Below are 17,004 nucleotides of genomic sequence, written 5' to 3' on the forward strand. Positions count from 1 at the left end.
GACCGGGGTCAGGGCTCCCCCGGGATATTTTCAGCAAGAGAAAGATGGGGTTGGAGCTGATGGCAGCCTGACCGCTTGGGGAAAAACAGATGAAAACAGCAACGATTGTTGGGGGTGGGGTGATCGGCGGCGGCTGGGCGGCGCGGTTCCTGCTGAATGGCTGGGATGTGCGGGTGTTCGATCCCGATCCCGAGGCCGAACGCAAAATGGGCGAGGTGCTGGACAATGCTCGCCGCGCCATGCCCGGCATGAGCGATACGGCGCTGCCCGAAGAAGGGGCGCTGAGCTTTCACGACAGCCTGTCCGAGGCGGTTGAGGGGGCCGCCTGGATCCAGGAGAGCGTGCCCGAGCGGCTGGAGCTGAAGCAGAAGGTCTATCAGAGCCTGCAGGAGCATTGCGACCCGGCGGCGGTCATCGGCTCGTCGACCTCGGGGTTCAAACCCAGTGAATTGCAGGCCGGCGCCGCACGGCCCGAACAGATCGTGGTCACCCATCCGTTCAACCCGGTCTACCTGTTGCCGCTGATCGAGGTGGTGCCAAGCGACCGCAACACGCCGGAGTTCGTGGGGCGGGTGAAGGAGATCCTGGCCGGGCTCGGCATGTATCCCTTGCATGTCCGCAAGGAGATCGACGCCCATATCGCCGACCGCTTTCTCGAGGCGGTCTGGCGCGAGGCGCTGTGGCTGGTCAAGGACGGCATCGCCACCACCGAAGAGATCGACGAGGCGATCCGCATGGGCTTTGGCATTCGCTGGGCGCAGATGGGGCTGTTCGACACCTATCGCGTCGCCGGCGGCGAGGCCGGCATGAAACATTTCATGGCCCAGTTCGGCCCGGCGCTGCAATGGCCCTGGACCAGGCTGATGGATGTGCCCGAGTTCAATGACGAGCTGGTCGATCTGATCGCCGGGCAGTCGGATGCGCAGTCGGGGCATCTGGACATCCGCGACATGGAGCGCATTCGTGATGACAACCTCGTGGCCATGATGCGGGCGCTGAAGGGGCAGGACTGGGGCGCCGGGGCGCTGATGAACGCCCATGACGCGCGGCTGGCGGCCGGAGCGGGCATGGTGCGGCAGGCCGCCGATATCGCCGATCCCTCCCAGCCCATCGTCACCGTGCGCCGGGCGGTGCCGGTCGACTGGCTGGATTACAACGGTCACATGAACGAAAGCCGCTATCTTCAGGCCTTTTCCGATGCTTCGGACCGGCTGATGGAGATCATCGGCTGCGATCAGGACTATATCGCCACCGGGGGATCCTATTTCACCGCCGAGACCCATATCCGCAATATCGACGAGGCGCGGCTGGGCGCGCGTATCGAGGTGCGCACGCGGGTGCTCGCCGCCGAGGGCAAGAAGATGCATATCTGGCACGAGATGCATTGCGCCGACCGCCTGCTGGCCACCGGCGAACAGGTGCTGATCCATGTCAGCCTCGAGACCCGCCGCCCGTCGCCGCCAAGTGACGCGATCGCGTCCAATCTGGCGATGATCGCGCAGGCGCAATCGGCCCTGCCGATGCCGGAGGGCGTCGGCCGCCACGTCGGCGCACCGCGGTGAACCGCAGGGTTCTGATCACCGCCGGTGCCACGGGCATCGGCCGCGCCATGGGCGAGGCCTTTGATGCGGCCGGCTACGATATCTGGGTCAGCGATCTGGACGCGCGGGCCTTGGGCGGGGTGCCGGCGCATTGGCGGCGCGGCCATGTGGATGTGAGCGACGAGGCGCAGATGGCGGCGATGTTCGCCGAGATCAAAGCCGATTGGGGCGGGCTGGACGTACTCTGTGCCAATGCCGGGGTGGCCGGGCCCACGGCGCGGATCGAGGATGTGGCCCTGGAGGATTGGCGCGCCTGCGTCAGCGTCAATCTCGAGGGGGCCTTTCTGGCGGCGAAATATGCGGTGCCGATGATGAAGGCGGCCGGCTCGGGGTCGATCATCGTGACCTCCTCGACGGCGGGGCAGCACGGCTATCCCAACCGGGCGCCCTATTGCGCGGCGAAATGGGCGGTGATCGGGCTGGCCAAGACGCTGGCGATGGAACTGGGCCCGCATGGGGCGCGCTGCAACGTGATCTGCCCCGGCGCGGTGGAAGGCGAACGCATGGAGGGCGTGTTGCAGCGCGAAGCCGCGGCCAAGGGCATGAGCCGGGATCAGGTCTATGCCGGCTATGCCTCGGGCACCTCGATGGGCCGTTTCGTCGAGGCAAGCGACATTGGTGCCATGGCGGTGTTTCTCGGCTCCGAAGCGGCGCGGCTGGTCTCGGGGCAGGTGATCGCCGTCGATGGCCATACGGTGAACCCGGACCCGAAACCCTGATCGGGGTGCGATCGCGCCGATCGACCGTGCAGACCGCGCGGGAGCCTACCACATGTCGCCAAGGGTATAGCCGGCGGGGAAGGGATCGCCGGGGTCCAGCGACCAGTTGCTGGTGCCGTGGATCCAGGCCTGCCCCGAGAGCGAGGGCACGATGGCGGGGTAGGGGCCGACACGGGTCTCGGCTTCGATCCGGCCGGTGAAGGTGGTGCCCAGGGGGCCCTCGTTGACATAGTCCTGCCCGACCGGCAATTGGCCGCGCGCGTGCAGCACCGCCATCTTGGCGCAGGTGCCGGTGCCGCAGGGCGAACGGTCGAGAATGCCGCTGGCATCCTGCGGGCGCGCCGGGTCGAAGGGGCCGGTCGAAAGGGTGATGGCGCCGCGCCCGTTTGTCCCGGCGCGGGTCGGCGCGCCCCAGAGATTGGTGATCGTCGGGCCGGTGATGGCGGGGTTCTCGGGGTGGGACACCGGCAGCTGCTCGGCGGTGGCATGGCGGATCGCCTCGGACAGCCGCGCGATCTCGCCGCCGTTGCCGGGGGCCAGCGAGATCCCGAGGTCATCGGCATTGGCCAGCACGAAGAACATGCCGCCCCAGGCGACATCGACCCTGACCCTGCCGAGCCCGGCGACATCGACCTCGGCGTCGAGATGCACCGCGAAGGCCGGCACGTTGCGAAAGGTGATCCGGGTGACCTTGCCGTCGCGACAGTCGGCGCGCAGGCGGATCAGCCCGGCCGGCGCCTCGAGCACCAGCTCGGTCACCGGCTCGACCATGGGCACGATGCCGGTCTCCAGCAGCACCGTGGCGACACAGATCGCGTTCGAGCCGCTCATCGGCGGATACTCGGTCTGTTCCATGATGATGAAACCGGCATCGGCCTGCGGGTCAGAGGGCGGCACGATGGCATTGCAGCACAGGGCCGGGTGGCCGCGCGGCTCTTGCAGCATCAGCTGGCGGATCTCGTCGGCATTCTCGCGCATCCAAACCATTTTCTCGAACACGCTGTTGCCGGGCATATGCGGCAGGCCGCCGGTGATGACGCGCCCCGGTTCGCCCTCGGCATGGGCTTCGACGGCGGTGAGCATTCGTGACAGGCGCATGGGGCATCTCTCCGGTGATCTCTGTGAGACCGTAGACCGCGCCCGGCAGCGCGAAAAGGGCCGGCAGCGACCCATGCGTGTCGCGATCCGTCCTGCCGTCGCGTTCGCACCCCTTTGTGACGGCCCTGGCACTGGCATTTGCCGCGCCTATGGTCTATCCCGCCTGCAACACCCTAGCTGAGAGTGAGCTTATGACTTTTGAGACACCGGGGCCGGTCGAGGCCGGCCTGCGCGACGCCATCAGCCCGATCGAGGAGATCATCGACGAGGCGCGCAGGGGCCGCATGTATATCCTGGTCGATCACGAAGACCGCGAGAACGAGGGCGATCTGGTGATCGCGGCGGAATTCGCCGATGCGGCGGCGATCAACTTCATGGCCACCCACGGGCGCGGGCTGATCTGCCTGCCGATGACCTCCGAGCGCATCGACCGCCTCGGCCTGCCGATGATGGCGGTCAACAACTCCTCGCGCCACGAGACCGCCTTTACGGTGTCAATCGAGGCCCGCGAGGGTGTCTCGACCGGGATCTCGGCCGCCGACCGGGCGCTGACCGTGGCCACCGCGATCAACGAACAGAACACCTCGGCGCATATCGCCACGCCGGGCCATGTGTTCCCGCTGCGCGCCCGCAATGGCGGGGTGCTGGTGCGGGCCGGCCATACCGAGGCGGCGGTCGACATTTCGCGGCTGGCGGGTCTGAACCCGGCCGGGGTGATCTGCGAGATCATGAAGGAAGACGGCACCATGGCGCGGCTGCCCGATCTGGTCGAATTCGCCCGCGAACACGACATGAAGATCGGCACCATCAGCGACCTGATCGCCTATCGCACCCAGCATGACAACCTGGTGCGCGAAACCCGCCGCGAGACGGTGACCGCCGAAACCGGCGGCGACTGGGAGATGCGGGTCTTTACCGACGTCATCACCGGCACCGACCATATCGCGCTGATCAAGGGCGACATCTCGACCCCCGAACCGGTCCTGGTGCGCACCCATGCCCTGAACGAGCTCTCCGACGTGCTGGGGCTGGGGCCGAAGCCGTCCGAGGAATTCACCCGGGCGATGAAGATCGTCGCCGAAAAGGGCCGCGGCGCGGTGCTTCTGTTCCGCGAGCCGCATCCCAAGCTCGACTTCGGCGAGGAAGAGGACGACCGCCCGCGCATCATCAAGCAGACCGGGATCGGATCGCAGATCATGTCCACGATGGGGCTTCGCGAGCTGATCCTGCTGACCGATTCCCCCGCCACGCAATATCTGGGTATCGACGCCTTCGGGCTGTCGATCGTCGGCACCCAGCCGATCACCAAGGAGTAGACCATGGCCGGAGCAGAGAAACACTATGTGATGCCGCGCGCCACTTTCGAGGCGCCGGTCAAGCTGGCGATCGTGATCTCGCCCTATTACCGGGACATCGCCGACAACATGCTGGCCGGGGCCACCGCCGAGATCGAGGCCTCGGGCGGCAGCTACGAGGTGGTCGAGGTGCCCGGCGCGCTCGAGATCCCCACCGCCATCGGCATCGCCGAGCGGCTGAGCAATTTCGACGGCTACGTGGCGCTGGGCTGCGTCATTCGCGGCGAGACCACCCATTACGAAACGGTCTGCAACGACTCGAGCCGGGCGCTGCAGATGCTCGGCCTGCAGGGCCTGTGCATCGGCAACGGCATCCTTACCGTGGAAAACCGCAGGCAGGCCGAAGTGCGCGCCGATCCCGCGGATCAGAACAAGGGCGGCGGCGCGGCGGCGGCGGCCTTGCATCTGGTCGCATTGACCCGTAAGTGGGGCAGCCGGCGCAAGGGCGTCGGATTCGTACCGGATGCCGAAGATTACAAGCTTGCCGGTGAACTCAAGGACAACCCGACCGCATGACCCGCTCAGCCGATCAGAAACGCTTGATGAAATCCGCCGCCCGGCTCTACGCCGTGCAGGCGCTCTACCAGATGGAGATGTCGGGCCAGTCGGTGGACAAGGTGCGGCTGGAGTTTCTGGATCACCGGTTCGGCGAGGTTTTCGAAGACCATGAGATGGTCGAGGGCGACAGCAAGCATTTCACCCGCACCATCGAGGATGCGGTGAATCATCAGGCGCTGATCGACCAGATGACCGATCGCGGGCTGGTGGCGAAATGGCCCATCGCCCGCATCGACCCCACCCTGCGCGCCCTGTTCCGCGCCGCCGGCGCCGAGCTGACCCAGACCACGACACCGCCCAAGGTCGTGATCAGCGAATATGTCGGCGTCGCCCTGGCCTTCTTCCCCGAGGGCAAGGAAAGCAAGTTCGTCAACGCGGTCTTGGACCACATGGCCCGCGAGGCGCGCCCCGAGGCGTTTTAATCGCCTCAGCCCTTGCCGAAAGCCGCCTCAGCGACTAGGTAGGCGCGTGGCGGGTGCTGCCCTTCTCGTGATACGGTTGCATTCCGGTGGCCTTAAATACTTCCGAGGGAGCTGGCTCTGTTCTGGTCCTGGCCTGATTACCCGGCGCCCACCTGTGCAAACAGGTCCTCGGGAATGAGATAACCCCACGGCTGCGTTTGCGGGCCCGCCACGCCTTGATCCCGATCCGGCACGTCACGATGCCCTTTACGGTGCCCTTTGCGGTGCCCTTTCAGGCATCGGGCCGACGCCCCACTTGCCCCGATCCGCCCGCTGTTGCAGACTTCCCCGGGAAGGCGGCAGGCCCGCGTCACACCCGGCCCGGCCGGGATGCGGGCCCGCGCCCGTCGTCCTTTGGGAGGAGCCTGCCATGACAGCCGGGACCGAAACACCCAAACCGCCCGAGCCCGCATCGCCCGAGCCCGCGCCACCGGCCGGCCCCCGGGTCAACAGGGTCAGCGCGGCGGATATCGCCGCGGCGCTGAGGGCCGGGGTCGCCGATTTCCGGGCGCGCCCGCTGATGAGCGGCTTTTTCGGCCTGTTCTACGCCGCCTTCGGCCTGATTTTCCTCTGGATCCTGCTCTGGCTCGGCAAGGTCTGGATGATCGTCCCGGTCGCCGTCGGCTTTCCGCTGATCGCCCCTTTCGCCGCCGCCGGCCTGTATGAAATGTCGCGCCGGATGCAGCAGGGCGAGAGCTTCGGCTGGTCCGAGATCCTCGGCGTCATGGCCCGCCAGCGCCAGCGTGAAATGGGCTGGATGGCCTTTGTCACCCTGTTCGTCTTCTGGGTCTGGGTGTACCAGTTCCGCACCGTCCTGGTGATCACCCTGCAGGATTCCTCCTTTTCGGATCTCGACGGCTTCGTGACCGCCGTGTTCTTCACCCCCGCGGGCTGGACCTTTCTCGCCATCGGCACCTGCGTCGGCGCCTTCCTGTCGACGGTGCTGTTCTCGGTGACCGTCATCGCCATGCCGATGCTGCTTGACCGCGACACCGATTTCGTCACCGCCATGCTCACCTCGGTGCGCAGCGTCACCGAAAGCCCGCGGGTGATGCTGGCCTGGGCGGCGATCATCGCGGCCACGCTTCTGCTGTCGATGGCTCTGGCCTTCCTCGGGTTGATCGTCACCCTGCCGGTCCTCGGCCATGCCACCTGGCATCTCTATCAGCGCGCGGTGCCGCCGGCGCAGGGGTGATCTGCGCGGCCGCCCCGGCCGCTCAGCGCCCGTCGGCCGGCCGTGTCACCGGCACTGTCACCGGCCGTGTCACCGGCGCAGGCAGGGGCCGCCGCTGCCGCCGCCCGCCCCCCGGGCCGCCGCCTTCGGCCAGCCCCATGACGGCGATGGCGAACTGCACCCCGGCAAAGACGATGCCGTTGAACACCACCAGCATTACCACCGCCACGCCGCCGCCGCTGGTGCTGCGCACCAGATGCCAGAGGTTGGCGACGTCGAAATACAGCAGCGGGGCAACGAAGATCGCCGACAGGCCGAAGCCGGTGATCACCTGGCGTATGTAAAGCCGGACCAGTGGTGGCATGGCGCATTCCTCCCGGTCCCGAGAATAGGGCGCCGGCGCCGGTGCGCAAGCCCCTGCGCCGATCTGCCCCGCCCGCCGACCCGTGCCGGAGGCATTGCGCCTTGCTTTTTGTTCATGGATTGTTCACGGTGAGCCCATGAGCGACCTTCTGCAACCCGGCCAGCTTCTGGCGCGCGGCGTCAGCCGTCACCTGCGCAGCCTGGGCTTTGTCTCGATCGAGGAATTCGTCCCCGCGCGCGGGCTGCGCGCCGATCTGATGGCGCTGGGCCCCAAGGGCGAATTCTGGATCGTCGAATGCAAGTCCGGCCGCGCCGATTTCCAGAGCGATTCGAAATGGCAGGGCTATCTTGCATGGTGCGACCGCTTCTTCTGGGCCGTCGACACCGCCTTTCCCACCGATCTTCTGCCCGAGGACAGCGGGCTGATCATCGCCGATGCCTATGACGGCGAAATCCTGCGCATGGGGGTCGAAGACCGGCTGCCCCCGGCGCGGCGCAAAAAGATGCTGCAGAAATTCGCCAGCGACGCCGCTGCCCGCCTGCAGCGCCTGCGCGACCCGAAATGGCCCGCCCTGCCGGACCCGGACTGAGCCGCTTCATCGCTTCGTGAAATACTCCGGGGTGAGCCGCGCCTGCGTCGCAGGCCGGGCGAGGGGCAGCGCCCCTGACCGCCGCCGCCCTAGCGGGCCAGCTTGCGTGCCGTGGCCGCCGCGGCGCGGATCTCCTCGGCGATCTCCTCGGCTTCCTCGGGCGAGAAATCCATCGGCACCTCGACGCCGCCGGCCTCGACGAAGAGACGCACGAATCCCTGATCGGTGGGGCCGATCTGCAGGTTGGCTTCGACGTCGCGCTCGGTATTGATGCCCATGATCTCTCTCCTGTGGTGCAGGATCGCCTACCGTGAATCGCGGCTTTTGACAAGATTGCCGCCGTGGCGGGGCAGGAGCGCGGACAGACGGGCCGCGGAGGCGCCGGGGAAAACAAAGCTGCGTTTTTTGCCGCTTAGGTGCTTGCAATCACCGCCAAGGATCGCTAAATCGCCCTTGCGTGCCGCCTTAGCTCAGTTGGTTAGAGCGCCTGATTGTGGATCAGGAGGTCCCCCGTTCGAGCCGGGGAGGTGGTACCACCCCCCTCATATGCATCCGGCACGCTTTCGGCCCCTCGGGGCGCGGGAAAACGCGCGTCGCGCCGTCGAATTGCGCCGCTGCCGAGCCACCCTCCATTACCTGAAGTTTTGCCCGCAACCCCTCTTCATGATTGGAAAAGGCCCGCTGGCTCCCGCGCCGATCGCGGCGCCGCTGCGCGGGCGCTCACTCGATCTCGACCGTCTGGCGCAAGGCGCCGGTCATCTGGTCAAAGATCAGCAACCGCCCGTCGTCGGTCACCACCGCCCACCAGCCCTGGCCGATGGTCAGCGCCGTGGCGCGCACCCCCTCGGGCAGGACGATCTGGTCGGGCATGGTCGGCCCGTCGTCATTGAGACGGATGACAATCAGCGCCACGACCACTACAAGCCCGACAATCATGATGCCTGTCAGACCCGTCACCAGCAGGCGCAGCAACCGCAGATTCGCCGGCTCCACCGGTTCAGGAGTGTCGTCCATGGCCACAGCCCTCATCACCTTCCAGATCGCGGACAACCCGCCGCGACGTCTTGATAAGGCGCTTTCGCGCGATGTGCCAGAACAAGCCGCCCTGTCGCGCACCCGGCTGGCGCGGCTGATGAGCGAGGGCCACGTGCGGCTGAACGGCGCCGAGGCCCGCGACCCCAAGGGCCGGGTGGCGGCGGGCGATCTGGTCGAGATCACGGTGCCGGTCGCCGAAGAGTCGCATATCGGCCCCGAGGCGATCCCGCTGGTGGTGGTGCATGAGGATGACGACCTGATCGTCATCGACAAGCCGGCGGGCATGGTGGTGCACCCGGCGCCCGGCACCCCGACCGGCACGCTGGTCAACGCGCTGCTGCATCATTGCGGCGACGATCTCAGCGGCGTCGGCGGCGTCCAGCGTCCGGGCATCGTCCATCGCATCGACAAGGATACCTCGGGTCTGCTGGTGGTGGCCAAGTCCGACCGCGCCCATCAGGGGCTGGCGGCGCAGTTCGAAAAACACAGCGTCGAACGCTATTACAAGGCCGTGGTCTACGGCGTGCCCGAGGCCAGCGACCCGCGTCTGCGCGGCGTGCGCGGCGTCAGTTTCGAAGCCGGCAACATCATGCGCATCACCACCCTTCTGGCGCGCCACAAGAGCGACCGCCAGCGTCAGGCGGTTTCCTTTGATCAGGGTCGCCACGCGGTCACCCGGGCGCGTATCGTCGAGCGCTTTGGCAGCCCGGCGGTGGCCGCGCTGGTGGAATGCTGGCTGGAAACCGGGCGCACCCACCAGATCCGGGTGCACATGGCCCATGCCGGCCACGGGCTGGTCGGCGATCCGGTCTACGGCGGGCGCCGCAAGCTGGCCGAAAAGGCCGTCGGCGCCGCCGGCCTTGCAGCGGTAGCCGCCTTTCCGCGCCAGGCATTGCACGCGGCGGTGCTGGGCTTCGAGCACCCGGTCAGCGGCGCGCAGATGCGGTTCGAGGCGCCGGTCCCGGCGGATATGGCGGCGTTGGTTGATTCATTGAAAAATCGCTCGCCTTATGGGTAAATTTGGTAAAGAGTAGGAGGCGTTGTTATTATTCTGGATTGGAAGAAAAGTGGTTTCAGCAATTAGACGAATGGTCTTCTCCTCACTGCTGTTGGTGGCTGCATGTAGTGGGACTATGCAGGGGGTCATTCGAGGCCAAGGAACACCGGTAACGATTTCTTACGAGCAGGGAGTAGACCACGATATCTATTCAACAATGATTGATGGGGAGCGATTTGTTGGGAAAGCCGTGCCAGCGAGTTCTCAATCTGCTTGGGGGTGGAACTACAGTACCAATTCATCCCTTCTGTTGACGAGCATGAGCGGTGAGTTCGTAGCCACACTGATTGGAGACAACGGATCCACTATGCGATGCAGAATGAACTACGCGGATAGTACCGGCTTCACTTCTATGGGGGGAGTTGGCGAATGCCGACACAGCAACGGAAAAATCATCGATATAGTTTGGTGAATTCTTGCGCTTATTAGCAGGCGCAAATGCTGCCGGTGAGTTTTTGACATCCATTTCACTTGCGCGTGAGCTTGCACCGATTCTCTGGCAATCCGCCGGTGTCACCTTAATATTTTTGTAAGGAATTCGCCTTAGCGGTTCTTGAAAGGATCTTGGCGCTCTCTTAGATGGATGTTAAGCCCTGTAACATTAAGCGGAGGGGGGCGAATATATGGGTAATTACGCGAATCTGCCGGCACCGACACCCGAAGGCGGTCTCAACCGCTACATGCAGGAAATCCGCAAGTTTCCGCTGTTGGAGCCGGAAGAGGAATACATGCTGGCCAAGGCCTGGGTCGAAAAGGGCGATACCGAGGCGGCGCATAAGATGGTCACCTCGCATCTGCGGCTGGCGGCCAAGATCGCCATGGGCTATCGCGGCTACGGCCTGCCCCAGGCCGAGGTGATCTCCGAGGCCAATGTCGGGCTGATGCAGGCGGTGAAGAAGTTCGATCCGGAAAAGGGTTTTCGCCTCGCGACCTATGCCATGTGGTGGATCCGCGCCAGCATCCAGGAATATGTGCTGCGCTCGTGGTCGATGGTGAAATTGGGCACCACCTCGGCGCAGAAGAAACTGTTCTTCAACCTGCGCAAGGCCAAGGCCCGCATCGGCGCGCTGGAAGAGGGGGATCTGCACCCCGACAACGTCAAGCAGATTGCCCATGATCTCGGCGTGGCCGAAGCCGACGTGATCTCGATGAACCGGCGGATGAGCGGCGGCGACGCCTCGCTCAACGCGCAGGTCGGGTCCGACGGCGAAGGCACCATGGAGTGGCAGGACTGGCTCGAGGATGAAGACGCCGACCAGGCCGCCGACTTCGAGGCCCGGGACGAGCTTGAGGCGCGGCGCGAGCTGCTGGCCGAGGCGATGCAGGTGCTGAACGAACGTGAAAAAGACATCCTGACCCAGCGCCGGCTGAGCGAGACCACGGTGACGCTGGAGGATCTCAGCGGCCAGTATGACGTCAGCCGCGAACGAATCCGCCAGATCGAGGTGCGCGCCTTCGAGAAATTGCAGGAACGCATGCGCGCGCTGGCCGCCGAACGGGGCATGCTGGCGCAGGACTGACGCCGGGCCGCCGTCGGCCGGCAAGAATGAAACCCCGCGCTGGCGACAGGGCGGGGTTTGCTTTGCGAAATCGCGCCGGCGCGCTATTCTCGTGCGGTCCTGACAGCACGATGGGGGGGCGGCATGGCCGGTGGCTGGGCGCGCGACGGCGCGGTGAACGAACAGATCGAGGCCTCGATCAACGACGAGCTGGCGCGGCTCAGGGCGCGGCGGTCGCCGGTGGGCGAAAGCCTGACCCGCTGCGCCGAATGCGACGAGGAAATCCCCGAGGCGCGCCGTGCCGCGCTGCCGGGGGTCAAACTGTGCATCGACTGCATGCAGGAGCGCGATGCCGCCTTCCGGGCGCGCGGCGGAATCAACCGGCGCGGCTCCAAGGACAGCCAGCTGAAATAATCCGGGGCCCGCGCGTCGTCCACGCAAAGATGACCCGGTTTCAAACCCCTCTGCGCACTGCGTCCCTATGCGGGAAACCTGCCCATGGCGTCGATTCTTGGCCCTGCGAGCGGCGCCGCCCTATGGTTGCGATCCCATCGGACGAAGTTGCGGGCTGCGCCGAGGGGAAAAAGTGCAGGGACGGTGCGTCTTTTCATGAAAATTTCATCTGATCGGACCGGTCCAGCGCCGATTTTTCCGGTCGGTCAATTTTATTTAGCATGTAAAATGACAGTTAAACCAATGAAATAATTATATAAAATATGTCGCTTTGACGTATGTCAAATCAATGACCTTGATTTTTTGACTTGGCGCAAATTTTCGCGGCGCGCGGCTTGATAATCTGGGCCTCCTTAATGAACCAAGGACGCGCGAATGTTTGACTTCAACCATACCGATACCCGTGCAGTGCCGCTGCTGGAGCAGCTTTCGCCTGAAGTGCGCCAATGCCTTCTTTCCAAAGCCCGCTGCCGCAGCTTTGCCCGCGGCGAAACTCTGTGCTTGCAGGGAGAGACCGCAGAGACGCTGAAAATCGTGATGGACGGCTGGGTGAAACTCTACCGGGTGTCCGAGAACGGGAGCGAGGCGGTGCTGGCGACCTTGCCGGCGGGGCAGAGTTTCGACGAGCTGGCGGCCCTGCGCCGCGGGCGCAGCTCGGTTTCCGCCGAGGCGATCAGCGAATGCCGGGTGATGTTTCTCGACGTGGCGACGATCTGCGGCTGCGACAATGCCTATCGCGAGATCAACGAGGCGGTGCTGTCAGCGGCAAGCGACCATTTTGATGGCATGGTGCATCAGGTCGAGCAGCTCAAGATCAGCAACGGCGTAGAGCGGCTGACCGATTTCCTGCTCAGCCTGTCCGGCAATGGCCGCGGCGGCTGCGATCTGGTGCTGCCCTTCGAAAAGGTGGTGCTGGCCGGCATGCTGGGCATGAAGCCGGAAAGCCTGTCGCGCGCCTTTGGCAAGCTGAAGGCCTTCGGCGTCAAAAGCCACAACCGGCAGGTGCGGATCGAGAAGATCGAAGAGCTGCGCGCCCTGAGCGGGCAGGGGTCGGCCTTCTGCTGATCCGGGCGGGGGCTGCGAAATCGATTCGCAGCCCGCTCGACGTGATGGTCGCCGGGCGCCGGGCCTAGTCTTCCATCGCCTCCAGCTCGTCGATCATGGCCGAGATCATCGACAGGCCCTTGTCCCAGAACTTCGGGTCGCTGGCGTCAAGGCCGAAGGGCGCCAGCAGCTCCTTGTGGTGCTTGGAGCCCCCGGCCTTCAGCATGTCGAAATACTTGTCCTCGAACCCCTCGCCGCCCTCGGCATAGACCGCGTAAAGCGCGTTCACCAGCCCGTCGCCAAAGGCATAGGCATAGACGTAGAAGGGCGAATGGACGAAATGCGGGATATAGGCCCAGAAGGTCTCGTAACCCTCCATGAAGTCAAAGGCCGGGCCAAGGCTTTCGGCCTGCACCGACATCCACAGCGCGTTGATGTCCTCGGGGGTCAGCTCGCCGCTGCGGCGCGCCTCGTGCAGCTTGCATTCGAAATCGTAGAAGGCGATCTGGCGCACCACGGTGTTGATCATGTCCTCGACCTTGCCGGCCAGCAGGATCTTGCGCTGTTCCCGCGTTTTCGCGGCATCGAGCATCTTGCGGAAGGTCAGCATCTCGCCGAAAACGCTGGCGGTTTCGGCCAGGGTCAGCGGGGTCGACGACAGCATTTCCCCCTGTTCGGCGGCCAGCACCTGATGGACGCCGTGACCCAGTTCATGCGCCAGCGTCATCACGTCGCGCGGCTTGCCCAGGTAGTTCAGCATCACATAGGGGTGGACGTCGGTCACCGTGGGGTGGGCAAAGGCGCCGGGGGCCTTGCCGGGCTTGACCGCAGCGTCGATCCAGCCCCTGTCAAAGAAGGGCTCGGCCAGGGCACCCATGCGCGGATCAAAGGCGGTATAGGCGTCCATCACCAGCCGGCGCGCCTCGTCCCAGGCGACGGTCTTGCTGTCTTCCATCGGCAGCGGCGCGTTGCGGTCCCAGACCTGCATGCGCTCCAGCCCCAGCCACTTGCGCTTCAGCTCGTAATAGCGGTGCGAGAGTTTCGGATAGGCGGCGACGACGGCGTCGCGCAGGGCCTCGACCACCTCGGGTTCGACGTCGTTCGACAGGTGGCGGCCGGTCTGTGCGGTGGGCATCTTGCGCCAGCGGTCGATGACTTCCTTTTCCTTGGCCTGCGTATTGTGGACGCGGGCAAAGATCTTGATGTTCTCGCCGAAGACCCGCGCCAGTTCGCGGGCGGCGGCCTCGCGTTTGCCGCGGTCCTGCTCGGTGAGATAGTTGAGCGTGGCCTCGATGTTGAGGGTCTCGCCCTCCATCTCGAAGCCAAGCCCGGCGATGGTTTCATCGAACAGGCGCTCCCAGGCATCGCCGACCGCGCCGAGGTCGTGCAGGAACTTTTCCATCTCGTCGCTGAGCTGGTGCGGTTTCAGGGCGCGGATGCGGCCAAGCACCGGCTTGTAGCGCGCCAGTTCGGCGTTCTCGGCCAGCAAAGCGGCCAGGTGCTCGTCGTCAAGCCGGTTCAGCTCGAGCGTGAAGAACACCAGCGGGGTCGAGAAATCGGTCAGCTTTTCCTGACAGTTCGACATGAAGCGGGCGCGTTCGGCATCGGTGGTCAGCTGGTAATAGCGCAGGCCGGCAAAGGACATGATGCGGCCCGAGACCTGGCTGATCCTTTCGTTGCGCTGCACGCAGTGCAGCAGCGCCTCGGCGTCGAGCCCGGCCAGCTGGCCCTCGTAATCGGCGGCAAAGGCGGCGCATTCGGTCTCGAGCCAGTCGAGATCGGCCGCGAGTTCCGGCGCCTCCTCGCCTGAATAGAGATCGCTCAGATCCCATTCCGGCAGGTCGCCGAGATCCTTGTCGCCATGGCTGGCATTTGCGTCTCGGACGGGGAAGGGCAGGTCGCGCATCGGTGGGGCCTCGTGTTGGGAATGCTGTGCTCGGCCACAGATAGGCAGAGCCCCGGGGCCGGTGCAAGGGCAGGGCGAAATCTTGTGAAGATTTCGGGCCGTTTTGCGGGGCGCAAGAGGCCTCAGGCGGTCAGGCTGGCGCCGGCGCGCGGCGTCAGATGGGCATCGAACAGGGCCGCGCAGCGGTCGTGGATCGCCTCGCGGATCGCCGGCACCTCCATCAGCACCTCGTGTTCGCCATTGTCGACCATCACCAACTCGCCTCCCGGCCAGCCGGCCATGCGGGCCTTGATCCGGGCCGGATCGACGATCTTCTCCTGATCGCCGAGAAAGGTCACGCAGGGCATCTCGGGGGCCGGTTTCCGCGACAGCTCCAGCGTGTCCTGAAGCGCCTCGTGCAGCCAGTGCAGGCTGGGCCCGCCAAGCGCCAGATCAGGGTGCAGCCGCATCTGTGCCTGCATGTATTCATACATCCCGCGGTCATGGGTCAGGCTGTTGCCCTCGAAGGCTTCGGCCAGAACATAGGTCTCGGCGCGGGTGCCCGGGGTCATCACATGGCCCATGCCCGCCTTCTTGCTCGACCAGCTCATCGCCCAGGCGGTGGGGCGCATCACCGCCGACATCAGGATGCCCCACATCGGGGCGCTGAAGGCGGCGGCATTGACCGGCAGGCCGGACATCAGCGCCCGCAGCCCGATGGCGCCGCCCATCGAATGGGCCAGCAGGAACCAGGGTTTGGGCAGCGCCAGCGCCTCGGCGGCATCGCACATCGCCGCGACATCGTGCTGGTAATCGGTGAACCGGCCGACATGGCCGGTGGCACGTTCGGGCAGCAGCCGGTCGGCCAGCCCCTGTCCGCGCCAGTCCATGGCCAGCATGGCATAGCCGCGCGCGGCAAAGGCGGCGGCGGTGCGGCCGTATTTCTCGATATATTCGGTGCGCCCCGGAAACAGCAGCACGGTGCCCTTTTCGGTGCCTTTCTCGGAACCTTTCTCGGTGCCTGTTTCGGGGCCGTCCTGCGGCGCCACGCGCCAGTGGCCCATGCGAAGGCGCACCCCGTCCGACGTTGTCAGCCAATGCGCCACTCCGGTCTCGGGACCGTCTGCGACCTCGTGGTGAAACGGGGCGGGGTGCAACTGCATCAGGCCAGCACGGCGCCGAGTTTCATCGCCATGCCCATGTCGCCGTCGACCGACAGCCGGCCCGACATGAAGGCGGCGGTCGGGTTCAGCTCGCCGCCGAGAATGGCCTCGAAGGTTTCGCGGTCGGCGGTCATGGTGACGTCGGTCTCTTCGTCCGAGGCGCGCACCCCGTCACCGTCGATCACCACCGCGCCCTCGTCCTCGATCACGAATTTGGCCGATCCGTCGAAACTGTCTCCTCCGAGTTTTTCGGTCAGGGCGGCCACGGCTGCGGTCACGATATCGCTCATTTGTTGTTTCCTTCCTCTGAGGCGCATCTGGTATTCCGGTCTGCGCAGACTAATATCAGAGATGTTATGGGCATCCGGAACGCATTTCTCAAACCTATCGTCGCGGCAAGCGGGCTGGCAACGGCGGTATTCCTTACTTCCGTCACGGCGGTCGCGGCGGCCGAGCTGTCAGAGCTGATGCACGAGCTGCGCCGGGCGGATGCGGCGGCGGCCGCGACACTGGCCGCCGACATCCGCCTGCAATGGGACAAGTCGGGATCGGCCAGCGCCGATCTGCTGCTCAAGCGCGGCCGCGATGCCATGGAGCGCGGCGACGTCGCGGCGGCGATCGGGCATTTCACCGCGCTGGTCGACCATGCGCCCGGCTTCGCCGCCGGGCATCATGCCCGGGCGCGGGCCTATTTCGAGGCCGGTCTTCTGGGGCCGGCGCTGCAGGATCTCGAGGCGGCGCTGGCGCTCAACCCGCAGCATTTCGATTCCATCGCCGGCCTCGCGGCGCTGTTCGAGGCCATCGGCCGCCCGGCCGAAGCCTATGCCGCCTATGCCGAGGTCAAGGCTATACATCCGCACCATCCGGACGTAACAGAGGCCCTGCAACGGCTGGAGCCGCTGGTCAGGGGCCGGGCACTGTAACCACTTTGAACTAGTACGGGCGGCAA

19 protein-coding genes and 1 tRNA gene are annotated in these 17,004 nt (G+C 65.5%); 13 read left to right on the forward strand and 7 right to left on the reverse strand.

Annotation, left to right across the window (positions count from 1 at the left end; translation table 11 throughout):
• The first annotated feature begins 89 nt into the window (after positions 1-89).
• Positions 90-1,562 carry a carnitine 3-dehydrogenase gene (locus ABZD10_RS00675; RefSeq protein WP_372884173.1) on the forward strand — a complete coding sequence of 491 codons (1,473 nt, stop codon included), beginning with the start codon at positions 90-92 and terminating at the stop codon, positions 1,560-1,562.
• Positions 1,559-2,320, forward strand: coding sequence for an SDR family oxidoreductase (locus ABZD10_RS00680; protein WP_372884174.1), 762 nt, complete (start codon positions 1,559-1,561; stop codon positions 2,318-2,320). The genes ABZD10_RS00675 and ABZD10_RS00680 overlap by 4 nt, the downstream gene beginning before the upstream one ends.
• A 45-nt stretch (positions 2,321-2,365) precedes the next feature.
• Here the strand turns inward: ABZD10_RS00680 and ABZD10_RS00685 are convergent, their stop codons facing one another.
• Complete coding sequence (locus tag ABZD10_RS00685; RefSeq protein ID WP_372884175.1) at positions 2,366-3,418, reverse strand: proline racemase family protein; 1,053 nt, start codon at positions 3,416-3,418, stop codon at positions 2,366-2,368.
• A 191-nt stretch (positions 3,419-3,609) separates the two neighbouring features.
• On the opposite strand from ABZD10_RS00685, the gene ribB reads away from it, so the two are divergent.
• From ribB to ABZD10_RS00705, 4 genes are all read left to right on the forward strand, one after another.
• The gene (ribB, locus tag ABZD10_RS00690) at positions 3,610-4,734 is read left to right on the forward strand and encodes a 3,4-dihydroxy-2-butanone-4-phosphate synthase (RefSeq protein WP_372884176.1); all 1,125 of its coding nucleotides are present in this window, start codon (positions 3,610-3,612) and stop codon (positions 4,732-4,734) included.
• Positions 4,735-4,737: 3 nt separating this feature from the next.
• Positions 4,738-5,289 (forward strand): 6,7-dimethyl-8-ribityllumazine synthase, encoded by a 552-nt coding sequence (locus ABZD10_RS00695; protein WP_372884177.1) that lies wholly within the window; start codon positions 4,738-4,740, stop codon positions 5,287-5,289.
• Positions 5,286-5,753 carry a transcription antitermination factor NusB gene (nusB, locus tag ABZD10_RS00700; protein ID WP_372884178.1) on the forward strand — a complete coding sequence of 156 codons (468 nt, stop codon included), beginning with the start codon at positions 5,286-5,288 and terminating at the stop codon, positions 5,751-5,753. The genes ABZD10_RS00695 and nusB overlap by 4 nt, the downstream gene beginning before the upstream one ends.
• Before the next feature lie 409 nt (positions 5,754-6,162).
• Positions 6,163-6,987, forward strand: coding sequence for a DUF2189 domain-containing protein (locus ABZD10_RS00705; RefSeq protein WP_372884179.1), 825 nt, complete (start codon positions 6,163-6,165; stop codon positions 6,985-6,987).
• Positions 6,988-7,009: 22 nt separating this feature from the next.
• Here ABZD10_RS00705 and ABZD10_RS00710 read toward each other — a convergent pair whose 3' ends face one another.
• The gene (locus tag ABZD10_RS00710; protein WP_372884180.1) at positions 7,010-7,330 is read right to left on the reverse strand and encodes a hypothetical protein; all 321 of its coding nucleotides are present in this window, start codon (positions 7,328-7,330) and stop codon (positions 7,010-7,012) included.
• Between the two features lie 136 nt (positions 7,331-7,466).
• On the opposite strand from ABZD10_RS00710, the gene ABZD10_RS00715 reads away from it, so the two are divergent.
• The gene (locus tag ABZD10_RS00715; protein WP_372884181.1) at positions 7,467-7,919 is read left to right on the forward strand and encodes an MmcB family DNA repair protein; all 453 of its coding nucleotides are present in this window, start codon (positions 7,467-7,469) and stop codon (positions 7,917-7,919) included.
• A gap of 89 nt (positions 7,920-8,008) precedes the next feature.
• On the opposite strand, the gene ABZD10_RS00720 is transcribed toward ABZD10_RS00715, so the two are convergent.
• A complete protein-coding gene (locus ABZD10_RS00720; RefSeq protein ID WP_372884182.1) occupies positions 8,009-8,197 on the reverse strand; it encodes a DUF6324 family protein in 189 nt (62 codons plus the stop codon).
• A gap of 181 nt (positions 8,198-8,378) precedes the next feature.
• Between ABZD10_RS00720 and ABZD10_RS00725 the strand changes: the two genes are divergently transcribed.
• A tRNA-His gene (locus ABZD10_RS00725) sits at positions 8,379-8,455 on the forward strand.
• A 184-nt stretch (positions 8,456-8,639) separates the two neighbouring features.
• On the opposite strand, the gene ABZD10_RS00730 is transcribed toward ABZD10_RS00725, so the two are convergent.
• On the reverse strand, positions 8,640-8,933 hold the full coding sequence (locus ABZD10_RS00730) for a DUF6476 family protein (protein WP_372884183.1): 294 nt from the start codon (positions 8,931-8,933) through the stop codon (positions 8,640-8,642).
• Between ABZD10_RS00730 and ABZD10_RS00735 the strand changes: the two genes are divergently transcribed.
• The 4 genes from ABZD10_RS00735 (at position 8,932) to ABZD10_RS00750 (ending at position 13,028) form a co-directional block, all read left to right on the forward strand.
• Entirely contained in the window at positions 8,932-9,972 is a 1,041-nt protein-coding gene (locus ABZD10_RS00735) for an RluA family pseudouridine synthase (RefSeq protein WP_372884184.1), read from the forward strand. The two genes, ABZD10_RS00730 and ABZD10_RS00735, sit on opposite strands and share 2 nt — an antisense overlap.
• Positions 9,973-10,634: 662 nt before the next feature.
• On the forward strand, positions 10,635-11,531 hold the full coding sequence (gene rpoH / locus ABZD10_RS00740) for an RNA polymerase sigma factor RpoH (RefSeq protein ID WP_372884185.1): 897 nt from the start codon (positions 10,635-10,637) through the stop codon (positions 11,529-11,531).
• Between the two features lie 123 nt (positions 11,532-11,654).
• Positions 11,655-11,924, forward strand: coding sequence for a DksA/TraR family C4-type zinc finger protein (locus ABZD10_RS00745; protein WP_372884186.1), 270 nt, complete (start codon positions 11,655-11,657; stop codon positions 11,922-11,924).
• Positions 11,925-12,338: 414 nt separating this feature from the next.
• Positions 12,339-13,028 carry a Crp/Fnr family transcriptional regulator gene (locus tag ABZD10_RS00750; RefSeq protein ID WP_372884187.1) on the forward strand — a complete coding sequence of 230 codons (690 nt, stop codon included), beginning with the start codon at positions 12,339-12,341 and terminating at the stop codon, positions 13,026-13,028.
• A 64-nt stretch (positions 13,029-13,092) separates the two neighbouring features.
• Here ABZD10_RS00750 and ABZD10_RS00755 read toward each other — a convergent pair whose 3' ends face one another.
• The 3 genes from ABZD10_RS00755 to ABZD10_RS00765 form a co-directional block, all read right to left on the reverse strand.
• Positions 13,093-14,913 carry a M3 family oligoendopeptidase gene (locus ABZD10_RS00755; RefSeq protein WP_372884188.1) on the reverse strand — a complete coding sequence of 607 codons (1,821 nt, stop codon included), beginning with the start codon at positions 14,911-14,913 and terminating at the stop codon, positions 13,093-13,095.
• A gap of 122 nt (positions 14,914-15,035) precedes the next feature.
• Positions 15,036-16,055, reverse strand: coding sequence for an alpha/beta fold hydrolase (locus tag ABZD10_RS00760; RefSeq protein ID WP_372884189.1), 1,020 nt, complete (start codon positions 16,053-16,055; stop codon positions 15,036-15,038).
• A complete protein-coding gene (locus ABZD10_RS00765) occupies positions 16,055-16,345 on the reverse strand; it encodes an SCP2 sterol-binding domain-containing protein (RefSeq protein ID WP_372884190.1) in 291 nt (96 codons plus the stop codon). The genes ABZD10_RS00760 and ABZD10_RS00765 overlap by 1 nt, the downstream gene beginning before the upstream one ends.
• Before the next feature lie 66 nt (positions 16,346-16,411).
• On the opposite strand from ABZD10_RS00765, the gene ABZD10_RS00770 reads away from it, so the two are divergent.
• Complete coding sequence (locus tag ABZD10_RS00770) at positions 16,412-16,978, forward strand: tetratricopeptide repeat protein (RefSeq protein WP_372884191.1); 567 nt, start codon at positions 16,412-16,414, stop codon at positions 16,976-16,978.
• Positions 16,979-17,004: the final 26 nt, after the last annotated feature.

Origin of the sequence: Shimia sp., from assembly GCF_041624275.1 — a bacterium.
GTDB lineage: Bacteria > Pseudomonadota > Alphaproteobacteria > Rhodobacterales > Rhodobacteraceae > Shimia.